Raw genomic sequence first — 18,111 nt, forward strand, 5'->3', positions numbered from 1 at the left:
TCTTTATATTCTTTCATAACCTCTTTAATTTCATCCAATTCAAGATGTCCTTCAATTTTTTTGCTATTTTTTACCATGAATATTAATTTGTAATTTATATGGTATAAACTTTTCGAGAAAAACTATAATAAAAGAGAGAATAAACTAGCTAATTATAATAGCTAATTTATTTTACGGCTTCTTTGACTTTGTCGAAAAATCCTTTTTCAACATGTTTAATTTCTTCTCCACTCATATCAGCAAATTCTTTTAGTAAATCTTTTTGTTTGTGGTTTAATTTTTTAGGAACTACAACATTTACTGTAATGTATAAATTTCCCCTACCTGAATGTCTAACTGAGGTCATTCCTTGATTTCTTAATTTAAATACTGTTCCACTTTGAGTTCCAGCAGGTATTTTAAATTCAACTTCTTTTCCTTGAATTGTTGGGATAGTAATTAAGTCTCCTAATGCTGCTTGAGGGAAACTAACTTGTTGTTCGTAGTATAAATGATCTCCTTCACGGACAAATAACTTATTTCGTTTAACATGAACTGTAACAATTAAATCTCCTTCAAGTCCAGGTGCTTCACCACAGTTTCCTTCACCAGAAACTCTTAAATGATTGCCCTCATCAACACCTTGTGGAATTTCGATTGTAATTGTTTTTTGTTTTCTTTTACTACCTTTTCCGTGACAATCTGGACATGGATAGGTAATTATTTTACCAGTACCACCACATTCTCTACATGGTCTTACATTCATCATTTGACCAAGAATTGTGTTACTAACTTCTTTTATTTGCCCTGTTCCTCCACATGTAGGGCAAGTTTGTGGCTCAACACCTGGTTTAGATTTACTTCCATTACATGTATGGCAGATTTCACTTTTTGTAATCTTTATTTCTTTTTTACATCCATTAAAGGATTCTTCTAAAGTGATTGGTACTTCAGTATAAATATCTGAGCCTCTTTGAGGACCGTGTCTTGTTCCTCTAGTGCGACTAGCTCCACCAAAACCAAACATGTCGAATATATTTCCTATATCGAAGCCTTGGAATATATCTTCGAAGTTTACATTTTGATAGAAATCTTCTGCAGTAAATCCATCCATACCTGCATGACCAAATTGATCATATCTTTGACGTTTTTCGTCATCAGATAAAACAGCATATGCTTCACTTATTTCTTTAAATTTATCTGCAGCACTTTCTTCTTCACTAACATCAGGGTGATATTTCATAGCTAATTCACGATAAGCTTTTTTAATAGTCTTTTCGTCAGCGTTTTTATCTACTCCAAGCACTTCGTAATAATCTCGCTTGTCCTCCATTTATTCACCTTGTAATGATTTAAAAATAATAGAAAAAATAATAGTTTTATTTATTGTTAGTTTATTATTGATTCTGATTCTGATTTTATTGTTTAACCTAACAAATAATAAAACGGTATTATTTAATCTAATCTTTTACTTCATAGTCTGCATCGATTGTGTCATCATCATTATCAGGTGCTGCACCAGTATTTTGCTCTTGAGCTTGTTGTTGTGCTTGAGCTTCAGCTTGTGCTTGTTGATACACTTTAGCACCGATTTCTTGAATTACATTAGATAATTCATCTGATTTTTCTTTAATGGCAGCAATGTCATCGCTAGCTAAAAGTTCTCTTAATTCTTCAATCAGTTTTTCAACATTTGATTTTTCATCTTCAGATACTTGATCTTTAAGTTCATCTAAGGTTTTTTCTGAAGTGTAAATTAATGAGTCTGCATTGTTTTTTACTTCGATTTCTTCTTGTCTTTTTGCATCTGCTTCAGCGTTTATTTCTGCTTCTTTGATTTTTTCTTCAATTTCTTCATCAGATAATTTAGTAGATGAAGTAATAGTAATAGCTTGTTCTTTACCAGTTCCTTTATCTTTAGCAGATACATTAATGATACCATTTGCATCAATATCAAAGGTTACTTCAATTTGAGGAACACCTCTTGGTGCTGGTGGAATTCCGATAAGTTGGAATCTTCCAAGTGTAGTATTGTCTGCAGCCATTTTTCTTTCTCCTTGTAATACATGAATATCTACAGATGGTTGGTTATCTGCAGCAGTTGAGAATATTTGGCTTTTTTTAGTAGGAATAGTAGTGTTTCTTTCAATTAAGGTAGTTGATACTCCACCTAAGGTTTCAATACCTAAAGATAATGGTGTAACATCTAATAATACTAAATCTTTAATTTCACCAGCTAATACTCCTCCTTGAATAGCTGCACCCATTGATACACATTCCATTGGATCAATACCACGTTCTACTGATTTTCCTATGAATTTTTCAACATATTTTTGTACAATAGGCATTCTAGTTGGTCCACCTACTAAAATGATTTTATCAATTTCATTTTTGTTCATTTTAGCATCATTTAATGCTTGTTGCATTGGTTTACCTGATTTTTCAACAATAGAATCAACTAATTCTTCTAATTTGGCTCTAGTGAGAGTTATGATTAAGTTTTTAGGAGTTCCATCACTACCCATTGCAATAAATGGTAAGTTTACTTCGGTTGTTGTGGTTGTGGATAATTCTATTTTTGCTTTTTCAGCAGCTTCTCTTAATCTCTGAACAGCTTGATCATTGTCCATAAGGTTGATTCCTTCTTGTTTTTGGAATTCATCTGCTAAGTATTTTAAAAGAACATTATCCATATCAGTACCACCAAGTTGGGTGTCTCCACTGGTAGATTTTACTTCAAATACTCCTCCACCAAATTCCATGATGGTTACATCTAAGGTACCTCCACCTAAATCGTATACCATAATATTTAAATCAACATCATCTTGTTTATCAATACCATAAGCTAAACTAGCTGCAGTTGGTTCGTTTACAAGTCTTTCCACTTCCAAACCAGCTATTCTTCCTGCATCTTTTGTAGCTTGTCTTTGGTTATCGTCAAAGTAAGCAGGTACAGTAATAACTGCTTTTTGTATAGGTTCTCCTAAGAATGATTCTGCATCTTTTTTAATTTTTTGTAAGATAAATGCAGAAATTTCTTGAGGGGTGTATTGTTTACCATTTACATTTACTTTGTGATCTGTACCCATACTTCTTTTGATTGCACTAATTGTATTTTCTGGGTTTGTTACAGCTTGTCTTCTTGCTGGTTCTCCAACTAACATTTGACCATCTTCAGTAAATGCAACATAACTTGGGAAGGATTTACCGTATTGGCTTGCTCCTTCTGCAGATGGTATTGTAGTTGGTTTTCCGCCTACAAGTACGGATGCTGCTGAGTTACTTGTTCCTAAATCGATTCCAATAATTTTTTCTTTTTTAGTATCTGACATAATTATCACCAAATTTTTTTATAAATTAATTAAATAAACATTATTTTTTACAAACTCTTACTTTTGAGTATTTAAGGACTTTATCTTTGTAAGTGTATCCCTTCATTAATTCTTCTATAATATATCCATTTTCAACATCATCATTAGCTTCAACCATTAATGCTTCATGTTTAAATGGATCAAATTTTTCACAATTAGTTGGAATTTCTTCTATTCCTTCTTTTGCTAAAATATCTCTAAATTTATCATGAATTAATTCTACACCACTTCTTAAAGTTTTATATTCATTAGAGTTATTGAGGACTCTTTCAAAGTCTTCATATCCATCTAATATTTCTTTGATTATATTTTCATTAGCAAATTTTATTAATTCATTTCTTTGTTTATCATTCATTTTTTTGAAATTTTCAAAATCTGCTTGAAGTCTTTGTAATTGAGAAAAATATTCATCATTTTTTTTATTTTGTTTTTCAAGATCTTCTTTAACTTTTGATAATTCCTCATCTTTGGAGTTTATCTCACTTAGAAGTTCATTATATTTTTCTTGAAAATCTTCATCATTATTTTCTTCATTTTTATTTTCATCAACCATGCAGCCACCTTTTTTTAAGGTTTTTGAAAAACCTGTGTAATAACTCTTTTACCGAGAAGTTTACTTCAAGAACTTTAATATTGGTTTTTAGGAATTTATGGACATATAGGAAAATGGTTCATTATTTTAGAGTTATTACTCCAAGTTTTTCAAAACCAAATATTAAAGTAACAAAAAGTTACATTTCTCTTACTATTATTATAGTAACAAAAGGTTATATAAAGGTTTCGATATATTGTATAATCATGACTAAACAAAATGACATTAACAAAAATGCAATAAATGTCAATTCTTCTAATGATGGTATTGAAATTAGAGGAGATTATAGTAATTCATTAGGAGAGATTGATAAAGAGGATATACTTGATGTAATGGGATGTAAAACAAGAAGGGATATTATTAATCTCTTAAGAGAAGAATCAATGTTCGTAAGTGAAATTTCCAATGAATTAAATATTGGTCAGAAAGCTATTATTGAACATTTAAGGGCAATGGAAGAAATTGGTATATTAAATTCTTCTTATAAAAAAATTGTAAGGGGGAGGCCACGTAAATATTATGATTTACCTCATGAAGTAAATATTAATATTACAATTAATAGAAACTCTTTTGATGTTAACTTAACTGAAGACATATTAAATACTTTACAACTTCCTTCAGGGGATGAATGGTCTAAATTATTAGATATTGAAAAAAGAATTGATAATGGTCAACTTGAAGCTATCGAAGAGTTAAAAAATCAAATAAGGTTATATGATAATCTTAAGGCTAGAGCTGAATATATCTTAGAGAGAACTTTAAAAAATAGATGATTTAGCAACTATAGCTTGACCTAGGGATACTGATCCATCTCCTGCACAAGTGTTTTTGTGTTGGATGAAATCATATCCATTGTTTTCTATATAATTTTTTACAGTATTGGTGATATTTTCATTGTAAAATACTCCACCAGTAGCTCCAATTGAATTAATTTTTTTCTTATCAGCAGCATTTACTGCAAGTTCTGATAATCCCCTTGCTATTGCAATTTGCCCTGCTTTTGCTACATCTGAAGCTTTATTTCCATCTTGATATAGTTTAACTACTTCTTTTAAGATTTCTGTCGTGTTCAATTGATTATTTTTTATTTCATAAGGAATTTCTAAATTATTAGTTGAATAATAAGCAGCTGATTCCAATTTCATAGAACACTCTCCTTCATATGTTCGCTTATGACATATTTCAAGAGCGACTGCCATTGAATCCAAGATTCTTCCGGTACTTGTAGTTACTCCTACATTTATTCCAGATTCAATTTGTTTAAAAATATTTTTAATTTCTAACTCACCATATTTAAAGTAGCTAGCATAATTTTTAATTAAATCTTCATCATCTAATATACTTGCAAGCATTCTTGCAGGATATTTAGTTGCAACATCTCCACCAGGCATTAATTGTCTTTGAAGATGGGCTAATCTTTCAAAACTTTCAATGTTTGTGTAAAGTATTTCTCCACCCCAAATAGTATCATCACTTCCATAACCAACACCATCTGCGGCAATTACAATTAGTTCATCAATATTGTTATCATTAGCTAATGCTACTGAGTGTGCATGATGATGTTGAACTTTTAAAATTTCAGCATCGTGTTTTTTAGCTAGTTCCGATGCTAGTTTTGTTGTAAAAAAGTGAGGATGCATATCACAAGCGATTATGTCAAATTCATTAATTTTAGTGATTTTTTCTAAATTATTAATAGCTTCTTTTAAAAATTCTAGAGTTTTAGGCTTATTTGTATTTCCAATATGTTGTGATGGATAGACCATATTGCTTTTAGCTATTGAAAAAGTAACATCAAGTTCAGGACCTAGTGCTAATATGTTTAAATCATTACATTTTGAAGATATTTTATAAGGTTCAGGAGTATAACCTCTTGATCTTCTAATAAAAGATAATTCATTATTTCTAAAACGTATAACCGAATCATCACACCTATTTAAAATTTCACGATTATGAACTAAGGAATAATCATTAACTCCTAAAATAATCTCTTTATTCTCAATCATCATAGGTTCTCCAGGAATATTGGCTGAAGTCATAACATAAGTATCAATATCTCCCTCATCAAAGAGTAAATAATGCATTGGAGAGTAGGGAAGCATCACACCAATATTGTGAAGTTCAGGAGATAAACTATTAGGAAATGGGTAATTTTCATTTTTCTTTAAAATGACTATTGGTCTTTTATTTGATGTAATAGTAGCTATTTCTTTTTTAGACAATAATGCATAATTTTTAACAGCATTCAAATCACTACTCATAACTGCAAAAGCTTGGTTTGGACGATTTAAACGTTTTCTTAATTTTTTAATTGCTTTATCATTATATGCATCTACAGCTAAATGTGTTCCCCCAATTCCTTTAATAGCTAATATTTTTCCATCTTTTAATATTTCAGAGCCTTTTTTAATGGGATTTTTGGCATTTAAAAGCTTATTTCCTTTATAAATAGCCATTTGAGGACCACATTCATCACAACAAATAGCTTCTCCATGATATCGTCTGTTTAAAGGGTTTTTGTATTCAACTAAGCAATTATCACATAATGGAAAGTCTTTCATCGTTGTTCTAATTCTATCGTAGGGGACACTGTCAATTACTGTAAACCTAGGTCCACAATCAGTACATGCATTAAAAGGGTATTTATAACGTCTATCATTTGGATTTCTGATTTCTTCCAAACATTTATCGCAAATTGCAATGTCTGGTGGTATTACACTTATTCCAGAATAAGCATTATTACTTTCAATGATTTTAAACTCAGTATAGTTGTTATTTTCAATATCTTCAATGTCCATCATGTCAATTTTAGCTATTGGAGGTAATTCTTTAGACAATCTTTCAATAAATAAATTACACTTATTTCCTTCAATGATTATTTCAACTACATTTCCTAAGTTTCTAACATAACCTTTTAAATTTAAGTCGATAGCTAATCTATAAACATATGGTCTAAATCCCACACCTTGAACTATTCCTTGAGTTAAAATCTTTTTTGCCATCATAGATAATATATTATTTAAGTTAGATTATTATTTAAAATTTTATAATAAGTTTTTTTAATATCTTATTTCTAAAATCATTGTATGAAGGAAATTCTTAAAAAATTGATTAATGGAGAAATCACTATTGATGATGCTGAAAATAAATTAAAAGCAAATACCATCTTAGAGTTTAATGATGTTGCTAAGTTTGATAATGATAGAAAATCAAGAACAGGTTTTCCAGAAGCAGTATTTTCAATGGGTAAAGATTATGATGATCTTTTAGTAATTATTGAGAATTATATAAAAAATAATAATGAAAATCTTATTATAACTAAATTATCAAAGCAGCGTTATAAAAAACTCATTAAAGACTTAACTTCTAATAATTTAATTTTTGATTATAACAGTCGAGCTCAAATTTTAGTTATTAAAAAAAAAGAAAATAAAACAGAACCAATTGCTAAAGTTGGTATTTTAACTGCAGGAACTTCTGATATTAACATAGCAGAGGAAGCTCGTGTAATAGTTGAAGAAGGGGGTTGTGAAGTTTTAACTTCTTATGATGTTGGTGTTGCAGGAATACATAGATTATTACCTCAAATAGCTAGGATGGTTAAGGAAAGAGTAAGTGTATTTATAGTGTGTGCTGGAATGGAAGGAGCACTACCTTCTGTTGTTGCAGGATTAGTTGATGTTCCCGTCATTGGTGTTCCAACATCTGTAGGCTATGGTGTTGGTGAAGGTGGTCGTGTGGCTCTTGATTCAATGCTTCAATCATGTGCTCCAGGAATTGCAGTTGTAAATATTGATAATGGTTTTGGAGCAGGAGTTTTTGCTTTAACAATAATTAACAGTAGATAGAATGTTTTATAAAACTTTCAATCCATCTATTCACGATTCTTTAAAAGTAGCTAGTCTTATTTATGATGTTGATTTTAGAACTTTTGAAACATTGTATAAAAACAAAAACACTGCTATTTTAGATATTAAAAAAGATTTAGAAAAGCATCAATCAAATTCTACTAAAGTAATTTTAAATGATGCAGAAGAAATAGTTGGAGTTTTAAAGATTGAACATAACGATTTAAAGCAGCATTATCATTTAAAACCATTTAAACTAATTTTAATCGATATCCTAGATTGTTTAGTTACTTGTGATATTAAAAAAGGAGATTTTTATGTTGCAGAATTAGCTATTGATTCTAATATGAGAGGTAAGGGGTTAGGTACCGAAGTTTTAAATGATTTAATTAGCCATGCTAAATCTAATGGTTTTAAAAGAATCACCTTAGATGCTGATTTTAGAAATGATGGTGCAAAATCGTTATATGAAAAACTTGGTTTTAACGTGTTTAATAAAAAAAGAGTTAAAATAGGTAGTTTTACACGTGGTATGTATAATATGGAACTTAAACTTTAATACCTATCTAATTAATCTTGTTTTTGTTTATAATCTGGTTGCATTGTATTTATGATGAAATTAACATGATCGATAAGTTCATTTTCACTAGTATAATTCCAAATTTTAAGTGAAAATCCATGATTAAATTTAGTAAAAAATATCATGGAATAATTTTCATCATTTGTTAGATTTTTATAAATTATAGTATGAACATTATTTTGAGTATTATTTGTTGTGTTTTTAAGAATTTCAATTTCATCATTATTAGTTAAGTTGTCATATTCGCTCTTAATGATTTTGGGCATCTTTTTTTCTTTACCTAAATCTTTAAAAACAATTGTTTCTTTAGTTGCTCCATTTACCATTGTTGGAGTTTCATCTCCTGCTTTTGCATTTGAAAAGCCATCTGGTAGTGTAACAGTATATTTGCTTACTCCCATTATTGCACTACCAACGGTATTAGAAGATTCAACAATTAGATATAAGCTACCTAATCCAATAAGTAATACAAATATTATAATTAGCCATTTATTATTCATTTTCAAACCCTCTTACTTTTTTTTCTTTTTTGATTTAGCACTTTTTACATATGCATCGCATACTTCTTGCGCATCACCTTGCATTACAATTTTACCATCTTCAAGCCAAATACACTTATCACAAATTTTTTTAATTTGGTTAATTGAATGTGAAACAAGTAACACGGTTACTCCTTGTTTCATAAGGGAATTAATTTTTTCAGAACTTTTTTTTCTGAATTTAATATCTCCAACAGATAAAATTTCATCAACAATTAAAATATCTGGTTCAATAAGGGTAGCTATTGAAAAACCTAATTTAGCTCTCATACCAGAGGAATAATTTTTCACAGGATAATTAATAAATTCACCAAGTTCAGAAAATTCAACGATTTCATCATATTTTTCTTCAAGGTATTTTTTATCCATGCTTAAAAAAGCACCATTTAAATAGATATTGTTTGCTCCAGAATAATTTTTATCAAAACCAGCACTTAATTCAAGTAAAGGAGCTATTTTACCATTAATTTGAATAGAACCAGAACTAGGTTCATAAATTCCTGCTAAAATTTTTAATAATGTACTTTTTCCAGCACCATTAAATCCAAGTATGCCTAATTTATCTCCTCTATAAACAGTAAATGAAATATCGTCAAGAACTCTAATCATTTTCTTTTCTTTTTTATTTCGTTTAAGAGTTCTAATGACATATTCTTTTAAGGTATCTATTTTATCATTAGTTATTTTAAATTCCATTACTAAGTGATCAACTTTAACTGCAATATTATCATCTTTAATTTTTTTAGTTATTTTTTCAGTTTTAGAACCACTTTTTATTTTACTTATTAAACTCATTATAAAACCTTATATTTCTAATGCTAATTTTTTCTCGTAAATACTAAATAATAGAATTCCAATTATTAAAACTATCATTGCAAATGTGGCTAAATAAAGTATTTGTGTAATATCTGGTATTATACCGAAGACTACACACTCTCTAAAACAACAAATTGCAGTATAAACCGGGTTTAGAGTAAATATCTTTTGAACAGTCGCAGGAACGATTTCTATTGGATAAAACAATGCAGAGGCATACATTAAAACCAATGTAAAAACATTATAAAGATATCCAATATCAGTGAAATAAGTATTACAAACAGCTAGTATTAAACCAATTCCAAATATCAATATTACTAAAAATAAAAGAGGAATTATTGCAAATAATATTGTTGAGTGGAATGGAGCACCAGTAATTATCATGACTCCAAATAGGATTACAAATGATATTAAAAAGTTAATAAATTCATAACATACAGAACTTATTGAAAACATGTATTTAGGTACATAAATTTTCTTTAATATTCCAGAATTTCTTCTAATAGATCTCATAGAACCTTTTGTTCCAGCACTATAAAAATCATATATTAATCTACCAGATAAGAAATAAACAGGATAGTTTTCGATTTGACGACCGAATAACATTGAAAAAATAGCGGTAAATACTAACATGATTAAAAGAGGGTTGAAAAAACTCCAAGCAATTCCTAATACAGAATCCTTGTATTTGGAAGTAAAATCTCTTTTAACTAGTTGTTGCAATAAAAATTTTTTCTCCGCCATCGTGTCAAACATATTTTCAACCAACTTTCGATTTACTATTATTTTGTTAAATTTTATTAATAAATGTTTTACTTTAAAATCACTATTATTTTCGTCTTCTTGCAAACTCATCGAATATTTCGTCAATATCAATTCCTTTGTGAACTAAAATCAATAATGTATGAAATATTAAATCTACAGATTCATAAACGAGATTTTCATTATTTTTAGCAGCTAATAAAACTTCTCCAGCTTCTTCAGATATTTTTTCAAGTATTTTATCTTCTGCTTTTTTATCACTATCTTGCATAATATTTGAAGTATATGAATCAATAGGATTGTCTCTTCTATCTTCTAAGACCTCATAAACTTGTCTTATAATCTCATCATTACTCATTTAATCATCGCCTTTTGCCCTATCTTGAATACTTTCAGTAATAGCTATTAATGGATGATGGTCATCATCAATAATTTCAATATCGTCAAATGTTTTTATTCCAGAGTTATCTGCTGTTTTTTCCATACCTAATTTAATATCTTGACCTAAATCAATAACATATGAATCAACAGTTTTACACCCCATTTGTTTTGAAGCAACAGCCCTATGGTGCCCATCTACTAAAATCCACCTATCACCAGTTTTAACAACAATTGCTGGCTCAGCTAAACCTCGTTCTAATTCATAACTTCTGCCTTCAAGTTCATCTGCATATACTCTATCTTGTGTTGGTCTTAATTTATCGGTAGCTACTCTCATGTGTTTTAAAGTAGTTTTAATTCCATATAACTGTTCCAATGTACTTTTGAAATACTCTACTTTATTGGGTGTTGAACGTTCAATGTGGGATCTTACCATATCGGTATTTGTAATTATCCCAACTAACTTACCATTTTCATCTACAACAGGCATCCTAGAGATTCCTCTTCTAAACATGACTCTAGATGCATCGTTTATGGATAAATCTTCATTGGCAACTACTAATTTAGTACTCATTATATCTTTAACTTTTTCTGCCCAATCTTTAATTACTACATCAAATGCAGTTACCATTCCAACTAATTTGTTATTTTCAACAACTGGATAACTATTGTGGTCGCTTTCTTTCATTAATCTTATAATTTCGGTTGTTGTAGTTTCTGGAGAAACACTAATAACATTTCTTGTCATATAATCTTTCACAAAAGATTTTTTCTCAGTCATGTTATCTTCCATTATTTTACTCAATATTTTCTTTTAATATTTTAACAGTTTCTCCAGGATCTGCTTTTCCGCGAGTTATTCTCATTACTTGGCCTACAAGATAGTTAAGAGAAGCTTTTTGACCTGTAAGATAATCTTCAACAGCTTTTGGATTTTCATCAATAGCTTGTTTTGCAGCATTTATTATTTCATCATCTTTTACAACACCAAGCAAACCTAACTCTTCTGCAATTGCTTTGGGAGTTTGTTTGTTATTTGGCATTTGCTCAATAATTCTTTGACCTGCTTTGGTTGTAATAGTTTTAGATAAAAGCATATTAAAAAATTCAACTAAATCTTCAACTAGAATTCCACTATCTACAAAAGTTAATTTATTGTAGGATAATACTCTTTTAAGTTCATCTCTCATCCACTTTGATGCAAATTTAGGGTCTATTTGTTTAGCTACTTCTTCATAAGCTATTGCTAAATCTAATTCTGAAGTTAATACTTTAGCAGATTCTTCATCAATATTGTAATCTGTTACAAATCGTTTTACTTTATTGTGAGGTGCTTCAGGCATTGTTTCTAAGGTGTTTTGAATTGCGTTTTCAGTTATTTCCATTGGTGGTAAGTCGGGATCTGGTATGAATCTATAATCATCAGCATCTTCTTTTAATCTCATTCCAACCGTGATCATTTGAGATTCGAGATATGCGCGAGTTTCTTGTTTAACTTCAACTCCCCTTTTCATAAGGTTTTTTTGTCTTACAAGTTCAAATTTCAATGCTTTATATGCACCTTTAATGGAGTTAACGTTTTTCATTTCTACTCTGTTTCCGCCTTCGATAGAAATGTTTACATCTGCTCTCATAGTACCTTCACCACGAGCTCCTCCACTATATTGTAAAACACGAATTAATTCTTTTAAAAAATCCCTTGCTTCTTCTGGGGATTTTATATCTGGTTCTGTTACAATTTCTACTAATGGAATTCCAGAACGGTTGAAGTTAACAATGCCTCTGTCTGGTTTATATTGTCCAGGGTCCTCTTCAACATGTATTTCCCTAATTCTAATCCCGTTTAATTCTCCTTCGTATCCAATTGGTACAGAAGTTCTTTGATAACCAGAAGGCAAATCTGGATAATCATAGTGTTTTCTCATAAAATAAGTAAATCCTTTATCAATTTTACAGTTTAACATTAAAGCAATCATTAATGCATTATCTAATGCTTTTTTATTTGTTGGATGTGGCTTTGCTCCTGGTTGATTTAAACAAATTGGACAGATATTTGTGTTTGCAGGGGCTTCTTGATAGTTAGTTGGACAATCACAGAATAATTTTGATTCAGTTTCTAATTGTACATGTATTTCAAGTCCACACATCATGTTGACATCGTCATTAATAGTAATTCCTCCACTTTGAGTAATTTTTTATATTAAATATCTATTTGTACTAATGAATTTATAAATATTATTAAAATATATGGATATTTAACGATTATGTATAAAAATAAAATAAAATAAAATAAATTAATTTTCAAATTCATTTATTAATTGTTTTGCAATAGCCCAATCATCATGATCATCAATTTCTGTCCATTTCAAACCATTAGTAAGAACAAAATCTATTGGACTTTCTTTGCTTAGTTTTTTATATGCAAAATCGTAATAATTTTGCTTATCTTCATCAATTAATTCAACAAGTATTTTATTAAATTTTGAAACATCTTTTTTAGCTACTTTTGAAACACCAATGAATTCTCCAGTTGAACTTTCAATATCTATTCCTTTTCCAATTTCTTCAATAATTCCATTAGCTATTGAATCATTTTCTTTCAATGATTTTTCGCCTATGATTAATTTAAATGATTCTTCATTAAGATTTTTATAATTATCAATAATCATACTAGTATTGTTTCTTTTTGCAATATTTTGGATAATTTTAGGATCAACGACATTATCTCCGTTAATTAAAATAAAATCATCTAGGTGTTCTCTTTCTATATAATTACTTGCAAGATATGTGGAAACAGACGTATTTGTCATGTCATATTCGGTGTTTTCAATAATTTTAATATTGATATCATGTTTTTTTTCTAATTTTCCTGCCAAATCAATTACTTTATCTTTATTGTATCCAACAACAGCTATAAATTCTTTTATATCAATTGCTATGCAATTTTTAATCATTCTTTCAAGTAATGTTGTTCTATTAAGCTCAAGTAGTGGTTTTGGAATGTTTTTGGTAAGGGGCATTAATCTAGTACCCATTCCAGCGGATAAAATTACACTAATCATTATAATCACCTATTTAACTGTACTCCATAATTCTTTAAATGCTTTTAAAGGAGGTTGTTTTTTAATAATTACATTATAAACAAAGTCAACGATATTACTATCTATATTATTTTCATTACAAATATCTTTCACTGCTTTTATAGAGTTTTTACCTTCAAATACAACACCACTTGCATTTTCATCGATAATCAATCTTTGACCATATAATATTCCTAAAGTATGGTTTCTACTTTCATGGGATGTAGAAGTTAATATTAAATCTCCAAATCCACAATATTCATGTACTGTTTCGGATTTACCTCCAATAGATTCAATTATTTTAATTGTATCTTTAAAACCTTTAGTTAAAATACTATATCGTGCATTTTCATTAATATTCATTCCTTCACATATTCCATTAGCTATTGCATTAATATTTTTTAAAACTCCACAAAATTCTATTCCAATTACATCATCAATTATTTTTATTTTAAATTGTTCTGTAGTTAAAGCTTTTTTAACTTTTAAAGAGTTTTCCATACTATTTGAAGCAATGTTTGTAATGGTTGGTAGATTTAACATTATTTCTGAAGCAAAATTTGGTCCAGATAATGCAACATAATTTTCATCAAAATACTCTTCAATTAAATTTCCCATAGTTTTTAAAGAGGGGTATTCAATTCCTTTTGCAGTAGTAACAATAATTGTATCTTTTTTAAGGTATTTTTTTAAACTTTTAAGGGTTGTTCTAAAAGCGGATGATGGAATAGCTAATACTACTATGCTACATTTTTTTAAATCAGAAATATCTAATGTTGCAATTATATTTTCATTTAATTTTAGATTAGGATAATATTGAGAATTATGTCTATCATTATTAATATCATCACAAAGGTCTTGTTTTCTTACATGTAAAATTACCTGTTCTACATTTTCACTTACACGCTGTGCAAGAGCGGTACCCATAGTACCTGCACCTACAACGCCGACATTAATATTCATTAACACACCTTTCAATTTTAAATTTATATTATATTTAATATTTATTCTTTAAAGATTCTTTAATATATCTTTTAATAAATTTATCTAGCTCAGGATTAAATTTACTTTTTTCTAAACCTAATTTGATTTTATCTGTAAATGTTCCTTTAAGTTCACGACCACTCCATTTAACTTCTTCTTCAACTCTTTTTCCGTATTTAGTTCCAAACATTTTAAATAATGGGAATTTTGTAATTCCGTTAGCTCCACTTAAAATTAATATTCCAATATTAGCTAAATTATCAATCCAGGTTCCACATATAATTTCTATTTTTGGAAAAGCTAGCCTAACATGTGACACGACTTGAGCATAATAAAGAGAAGCAGGCTGTGATGAGTTAGCATAAATTGTTTCTTTATGGGGATTTAATGAGTAAAATATTACTCTATCAATTTTGTGATTTTTAATATAGTTTAAGAGATAATCCATATCCTCTAATGTTTCTCCAAGGCCTAAAATTATAGTAATAGCTTTTTTAAATCCTAAGTCACCTGAAATATCTAACATTTGACTTATATCATCTAAGCTTTTACTTGGACATATTTTATCATGAAGTTTTGGGTTAACTATTTCAATAGCACCAGTAATTCCTTTGATTTCATTACCAAATTCTTCTAAATCATTTGTAATTCCAGTATTTAACCAAACTCCATCACCAGTAATTTCTTTGATATTTGCAGCTATTTTTTTAATTTCTTTGGTGCTAAAAGACTCATAACCTCCAGATAAAAATTCAATATTCCAATCAAGTCTTTTACACATTTCTGCTTCAGCATAGATATTATTGATGTTTCTTTTGGCTTTTCTTGGATCTTTAATTTTGTTTTTTTGTGTAGACATGTAACAAAATGCACAATCACCTTTATCACACCACCAGGATAAGAATATGGCTCTCTCAAGAGTAATTATGTTTCCATGATTTTTTAAGGTTATTTCATTAGCTTTTTTCATTAAATCAAAAATGTTATTGTCCATTTCTATCATTGTTTTTATTATTTTATAGTTAAGATTATATATCACTTTGTATTAATTTAATTAATAGGTTTCAATTATTTCATTGAAAACGGGAAATAATCACAACCTTTATATAATATTACAATCAAAACTATGATTACTGTTTAAAGTCTTTGATTTTTAAACATGGGTAATATTTGGTTAAGATGGTGGGTTATTATATGCCATCGTAGCTCAGTAGGTAGAGCGTTCGGCTGTTAACCGATTGGTCACAGGTTCGAGCCCTGTCGATGGCGCTTTAGGGCCCATAGCTTAGCCAGGTAGAGCGTCCGGCTCATAACCGGAAGGCCATGGGTTCGAACCCCATTGGGCCCATGTTATTTAAAATTTTTATGTGTGTTTATGCTCCGGTGGTGTAGTCCGGCCAATCATTTCGGCCTTTCGAGCCGAAGACTCGGGTTCGAATCCCGGCCGGAGCATTTAAAAAACTTGTTAAGATTTTAATGGTTTCTATGTATCCTTTGTTTTTATAAGCGGGGGTGCCCGAGAGGCCAAAGGGGACAGGCTTAGGACCTGTTGACGCAGGTCTACCAGGGTTCGAATCCCTGCTCCCGCATTTTAGCATTTTTTTTATTTTATATCTTATTTAATAATGCCGGGGTAGGGTAGGTGGTCATCCTACGGGACTGTGGATCCCGTGACTCGGGTTCGAATCTCGGCCCCGGCCCCATTTATAAAAACTTTTTTTTAAAATAATTCCTATGGTGTTAATTTGGCTAAAAAAGGCTCTGTTGAAGAAAGAGATTTGGTTCATAAACTTTGGGATAGAAATTTTGCTGCAATGAGAGCTCCTGCTTCTGGAGGTGCAACTAAAAATCCATTACCTGATGTTGTTGCTGGAAATGGCAAACTATACCTGGCAATAGAAGTTAAAACTACTACAAAAGATAAAATCTACATTGATTTTCCACAAATTGATGCATTATGTGAGTTTTCTGATAAATTTGGAGCTAAAGCATATATTGGTGTTAAATTCAAATATACTAAATGGCTTTTTTTAGAACCGAATAATACTCAACGCACTAAAAATGGTAATTACAAGATAGAAAAAGATTATGCTTTAGAAAAAGCCCTAGAAATTGATGAGATCACAGGTATCGATAAGCAGATGAAATTTTAAATTCATCATAAAGTTTATATATTAATTAAGATATATTATTGCTAGTATGTTATGTGGGGTTATAGTGTAATCAGGCATCATCTGGGACTCCAGTTGTCTTTGAAGAAATATACGCGTAACTGAACAGTATCCGTTGTGATGATCAATTGGAGTACTGAGACAAGAGAAATCCTAGGATCGGGGTTCAAATCCCTGTGACCCCATTTTTATACAAAACTTTTTTTATTAATAATTATAATATTATCTTTCATGAGTTCTAATGAAATTATTACAATCATCGGGTTTAATTTAGATTCTAATTCTTATTTAATTAATGGAAATGTGCTTGTAGATACGGGTACTGGTACTAATAAAGAATATTTATTCTCTAAACTTCGTGAAAATGGAGTTGAACCTGAAAATATAGAATTAATAGTAAACACTCATTGCCATTTTGATCATGTGGGAGGTAATCATCTATTTCCAAATGCAAAAATAGCTATTCATAGATTAGATGCACTTTCTCTAAGAAATGGCGATAGTTTTCTAACAGCATCTGAAACATTTGGTGTAGATAATATTCAATCTAAAGTAGATATTGAATTAGAAGAAGGAGATAAAATAGGAAATTTTGAAGTTATTCATACTCCTGGCCATACTAAAGGAGGAATCTGTTTATGGAATGGTGAAAATTTAATATCTGGTGACACAATATTTGCTGGTGGTGGTGTTGGTAGAACGGATATTGGTGGAAATTGGAATGATTTAAAAAAATCTGTTTCTAAATTAATGAAATTAGATGTTTTAAATATTTATCCTGGGCACGGGCCTGTTGTTGAAGGAAATGGAAATCAACACTTATTATTGTCATATTCTATGTTTTAATGCTTAAAATTTTTAAAATCCTTAAATCATATAATTATAGTTTTAGACAAAAAATATTTATATTAAATGTGACTAAAATAGTAATATGAGTAGAAATGCTTATATTAATAAAGATATCCCACTTTCTAAAATTCATGAAGTTAAAGCTGATTTAAAGCATTA

Annotated in this window: 18 protein-coding genes and 6 tRNA genes; 11 read left to right on the top strand and 13 right to left on the bottom strand. The window is 29.5% G+C overall.

Going from position 1 to position 18,111, the window contains the following annotated elements; genetic code table 11:
• Nucleotides 1–166: 166 nt before the first annotated feature.
• From dnaJ to MBORA_RS05210, 3 genes are all read right to left on the bottom strand, one after another.
• Complete coding sequence (gene dnaJ, locus MBORA_RS05200) at nt 167–1,312, bottom strand: molecular chaperone DnaJ (RefSeq protein ID WP_042691904.1); 1,146 nt, start codon at nt 1,310–1,312, stop codon at nt 167–169.
• Nucleotides 1,313–1,439: 127 nt separating this feature from the next.
• A complete protein-coding gene (gene dnaK, locus MBORA_RS05205; protein ID WP_063720336.1) occupies nt 1,440–3,311 on the bottom strand; it encodes a molecular chaperone DnaK in 1,872 nt (623 codons plus the stop codon).
• Between the two features lie 40 nt (nt 3,312–3,351).
• The gene (locus MBORA_RS05210; protein ID WP_063720337.1) at nt 3,352–3,903 is read right to left on the bottom strand and encodes a nucleotide exchange factor GrpE; all 552 of its coding nucleotides are present in this window, start codon (nt 3,901–3,903) and stop codon (nt 3,352–3,354) included.
• Nucleotides 3,904–4,148: 245 nt separating this feature from the next.
• Here MBORA_RS05210 and MBORA_RS05215 point away from each other — a divergent pair, with 245 nt between their 5' ends.
• Nucleotides 4,149–4,715 carry an ArsR/SmtB family transcription factor gene (locus tag MBORA_RS05215; protein ID WP_052331748.1) on the top strand — a complete coding sequence of 189 codons (567 nt, stop codon included), beginning with the start codon at nt 4,149–4,151 and terminating at the stop codon, nt 4,713–4,715.
• On the opposite strand, the gene hypF is transcribed toward MBORA_RS05215, so the two are convergent.
• Complete coding sequence (gene hypF, locus MBORA_RS05220; protein ID WP_063720338.1) at nt 4,701–6,947, bottom strand: carbamoyltransferase HypF; 2,247 nt, start codon at nt 6,945–6,947, stop codon at nt 4,701–4,703. The two genes, MBORA_RS05215 and hypF, sit on opposite strands and share 15 nt — an antisense overlap.
• 81 nt (nt 6,948–7,028) lie before the next feature.
• Here hypF and larB point away from each other — a divergent pair, with 81 nt between their 5' ends.
• Entirely contained in the window at nt 7,029–7,790 is a 762-nt protein-coding gene (larB, locus tag MBORA_RS05225; protein WP_063720339.1) for a nickel pincer cofactor biosynthesis protein LarB, read from the top strand.
• Between the two features lies 1 nt (nt 7,791).
• Nucleotides 7,792–8,349, top strand: coding sequence for a GNAT family N-acetyltransferase (locus tag MBORA_RS05230; protein ID WP_042691899.1), 558 nt, complete (start codon nt 7,792–7,794; stop codon nt 8,347–8,349).
• Nucleotides 8,350–8,360: 11 nt separating this feature from the next.
• On the opposite strand, the gene MBORA_RS05235 is transcribed toward MBORA_RS05230, so the two are convergent.
• From MBORA_RS05235 to MBORA_RS05275, 9 genes are all read right to left on the bottom strand, one after another.
• Nucleotides 8,361–8,870, bottom strand: coding sequence for a hypothetical protein (locus MBORA_RS05235; protein ID WP_042691896.1), 510 nt, complete (start codon nt 8,868–8,870; stop codon nt 8,361–8,363).
• 12 nt (nt 8,871–8,882) lie between these two features.
• The gene (locus MBORA_RS05240; RefSeq protein ID WP_082853388.1) at nt 8,883–9,704 is read right to left on the bottom strand and encodes an ABC transporter ATP-binding protein; all 822 of its coding nucleotides are present in this window, start codon (nt 9,702–9,704) and stop codon (nt 8,883–8,885) included.
• A 9-nt stretch (nt 9,705–9,713) separates the two neighbouring features.
• Nucleotides 9,714–10,481: an ABC transporter permease gene (locus tag MBORA_RS05245; protein ID WP_042692171.1), complete on the bottom strand. Its 768-nt coding sequence runs from the start codon at nt 10,479–10,481 to the stop codon at nt 9,714–9,716.
• Between the two features lie 73 nt (nt 10,482–10,554).
• Complete coding sequence (hisE, locus tag MBORA_RS05250; protein ID WP_042691894.1) at nt 10,555–10,845, bottom strand: phosphoribosyl-ATP diphosphatase; 291 nt, start codon at nt 10,843–10,845, stop codon at nt 10,555–10,557.
• The gene (locus MBORA_RS05255) at nt 10,846–11,649 is read right to left on the bottom strand and encodes a CBS domain-containing ParB/RepB/Spo0J family partition protein (protein WP_042692168.1); all 804 of its coding nucleotides are present in this window, start codon (nt 11,647–11,649) and stop codon (nt 10,846–10,848) included.
• Nucleotides 11,650–11,665: 16 nt separating this feature from the next.
• Nucleotides 11,666–13,018: an Asp-tRNA(Asn)/Glu-tRNA(Gln) amidotransferase subunit GatB gene (gene gatB, locus MBORA_RS05260; protein WP_042691893.1), complete on the bottom strand. Its 1,353-nt coding sequence runs from the start codon at nt 13,016–13,018 to the stop codon at nt 11,666–11,668.
• Between the two features lie 144 nt (nt 13,019–13,162).
• Nucleotides 13,163–13,930: a phosphocholine cytidylyltransferase family protein gene (locus MBORA_RS05265; RefSeq protein WP_063720340.1), complete on the bottom strand. Its 768-nt coding sequence runs from the start codon at nt 13,928–13,930 to the stop codon at nt 13,163–13,165.
• 9 nt (nt 13,931–13,939) lie between these two features.
• Nucleotides 13,940–14,911, bottom strand: coding sequence for an NAD(P)H-dependent glycerol-3-phosphate dehydrogenase (locus MBORA_RS05270; RefSeq protein ID WP_042691885.1), 972 nt, complete (start codon nt 14,909–14,911; stop codon nt 13,940–13,942).
• A gap of 34 nt (nt 14,912–14,945) precedes the next feature.
• Nucleotides 14,946–15,935: a radical SAM protein gene (locus MBORA_RS05275; protein WP_042691883.1), complete on the bottom strand. Its 990-nt coding sequence runs from the start codon at nt 15,933–15,935 to the stop codon at nt 14,946–14,948.
• Nucleotides 15,936–16,128: 193 nt separating this feature from the next.
• Between MBORA_RS05275 and MBORA_RS05280 the strand changes: the two genes are divergently transcribed.
• The 8 genes from MBORA_RS05280 (at nt 16,129) to MBORA_RS05315 (ending at nt 17,949) form a co-directional block, all read left to right on the top strand.
• A tRNA-Asn gene (locus tag MBORA_RS05280) sits at nt 16,129–16,201 on the top strand.
• Between the two features lie 5 nt (nt 16,202–16,206).
• Nucleotides 16,207–16,280, top strand: a tRNA-Ile gene (locus MBORA_RS05285).
• Nucleotides 16,281–16,309: 29 nt separating this feature from the next.
• Nucleotides 16,310–16,384, top strand: a tRNA-Glu gene (locus MBORA_RS05290).
• Between the two features lie 54 nt (nt 16,385–16,438).
• Nucleotides 16,439–16,521 (top strand) — tRNA-Leu (locus MBORA_RS05295).
• Nucleotides 16,522–16,559: 38 nt separating this feature from the next.
• Nucleotides 16,560–16,635: transfer RNA gene (locus MBORA_RS05300), tRNA-His, on the top strand.
• A gap of 42 nt (nt 16,636–16,677) precedes the next feature.
• A complete protein-coding gene (hjc, locus tag MBORA_RS05305) occupies nt 16,678–17,085 on the top strand; it encodes a Holliday junction resolvase Hjc (RefSeq protein ID WP_042691880.1) in 408 nt (135 codons plus the stop codon).
• A 55-nt stretch (nt 17,086–17,140) separates the two neighbouring features.
• Nucleotides 17,141–17,288: transfer RNA gene (locus MBORA_RS05310), tRNA-Trp, on the top strand.
• A gap of 46 nt (nt 17,289–17,334) precedes the next feature.
• A complete protein-coding gene (locus MBORA_RS05315; RefSeq protein WP_042691878.1) occupies nt 17,335–17,949 on the top strand; it encodes an MBL fold metallo-hydrolase in 615 nt (204 codons plus the stop codon).
• Nucleotides 17,950–18,111 lie beyond the last annotated feature (162 nt).

The sequence above is a fragment of the Methanobrevibacter oralis genome (assembly GCF_001639275.1).
Taxonomy (GTDB): domain Archaea; phylum Methanobacteriota; class Methanobacteria; order Methanobacteriales; family Methanobacteriaceae; genus Methanocatella; species Methanocatella oralis.

Bases quoted from the DNA above. Each gene is read 5' to 3' on its own strand.
- dnaJ (WP_042691904.1), bottom strand. From the start codon at position 1,312: ATGGAGGACAAGCGAGATTATTACGAAGTGCTTGGAGTAGATAAAAAC.
- dnaK (WP_063720336.1), bottom strand. From the start codon at position 3,311: ATGTCAGATACTAAAAAAGAAAAAATTATTGGAATCGATTTAGGAACA.
- MBORA_RS05210 (WP_063720337.1), bottom strand. From the start codon at position 3,903: ATGGTTGATGAAAATAAAAATGAAGAAAATAATGATGAAGATTTTCAA.
- MBORA_RS05215 (WP_052331748.1), top strand. From the start codon at position 4,149: ATGACTAAACAAAATGACATTAACAAAAATGCAATAAATGTCAATTCT.
- hypF (WP_063720338.1), bottom strand. From the start codon at position 6,947: ATGATGGCAAAAAAGATTTTAACTCAAGGAATAGTTCAAGGTGTGGGA.
- larB (WP_063720339.1), top strand. From the start codon at position 7,029: ATGAAGGAAATTCTTAAAAAATTGATTAATGGAGAAATCACTATTGAT.
- MBORA_RS05230 (WP_042691899.1), top strand. From the start codon at position 7,792: ATGTTTTATAAAACTTTCAATCCATCTATTCACGATTCTTTAAAAGTA.
- MBORA_RS05235 (WP_042691896.1), bottom strand. From the start codon at position 8,870: ATGAATAATAAATGGCTAATTATAATATTTGTATTACTTATTGGATTA.
- MBORA_RS05240 (WP_082853388.1), bottom strand. From the start codon at position 9,704: ATGAGTTTAATAAGTAAAATAAAAAGTGGTTCTAAAACTGAAAAAATA.
- MBORA_RS05245 (WP_042692171.1), bottom strand. From the start codon at position 10,481: ATGTTTGACACGATGGCGGAGAAAAAATTTTTATTGCAACAACTAGTT.
- hisE (WP_042691894.1), bottom strand. From the start codon at position 10,845: ATGAGTAATGATGAGATTATAAGACAAGTTTATGAGGTCTTAGAAGAT.
- MBORA_RS05255 (WP_042692168.1), bottom strand. From the start codon at position 11,649: ATGACTGAGAAAAAATCTTTTGTGAAAGATTATATGACAAGAAATGTT.
- gatB (WP_042691893.1), bottom strand. From the start codon at position 13,018: ATGATGTGTGGACTTGAAATACATGTACAATTAGAAACTGAATCAAAA.
- MBORA_RS05265 (WP_063720340.1), bottom strand. From the start codon at position 13,930: ATGATTAGTGTAATTTTATCCGCTGGAATGGGTACTAGATTAATGCCC.
- MBORA_RS05270 (WP_042691885.1), bottom strand. From the start codon at position 14,911: ATGAATATTAATGTCGGCGTTGTAGGTGCAGGTACTATGGGTACCGCT.
- MBORA_RS05275 (WP_042691883.1), bottom strand. From the start codon at position 15,935: ATGATAGAAATGGACAATAACATTTTTGATTTAATGAAAAAAGCTAAT.
- MBORA_RS05315 (WP_042691878.1), top strand. From the start codon at position 17,335: ATGAGTTCTAATGAAATTATTACAATCATCGGGTTTAATTTAGATTCT.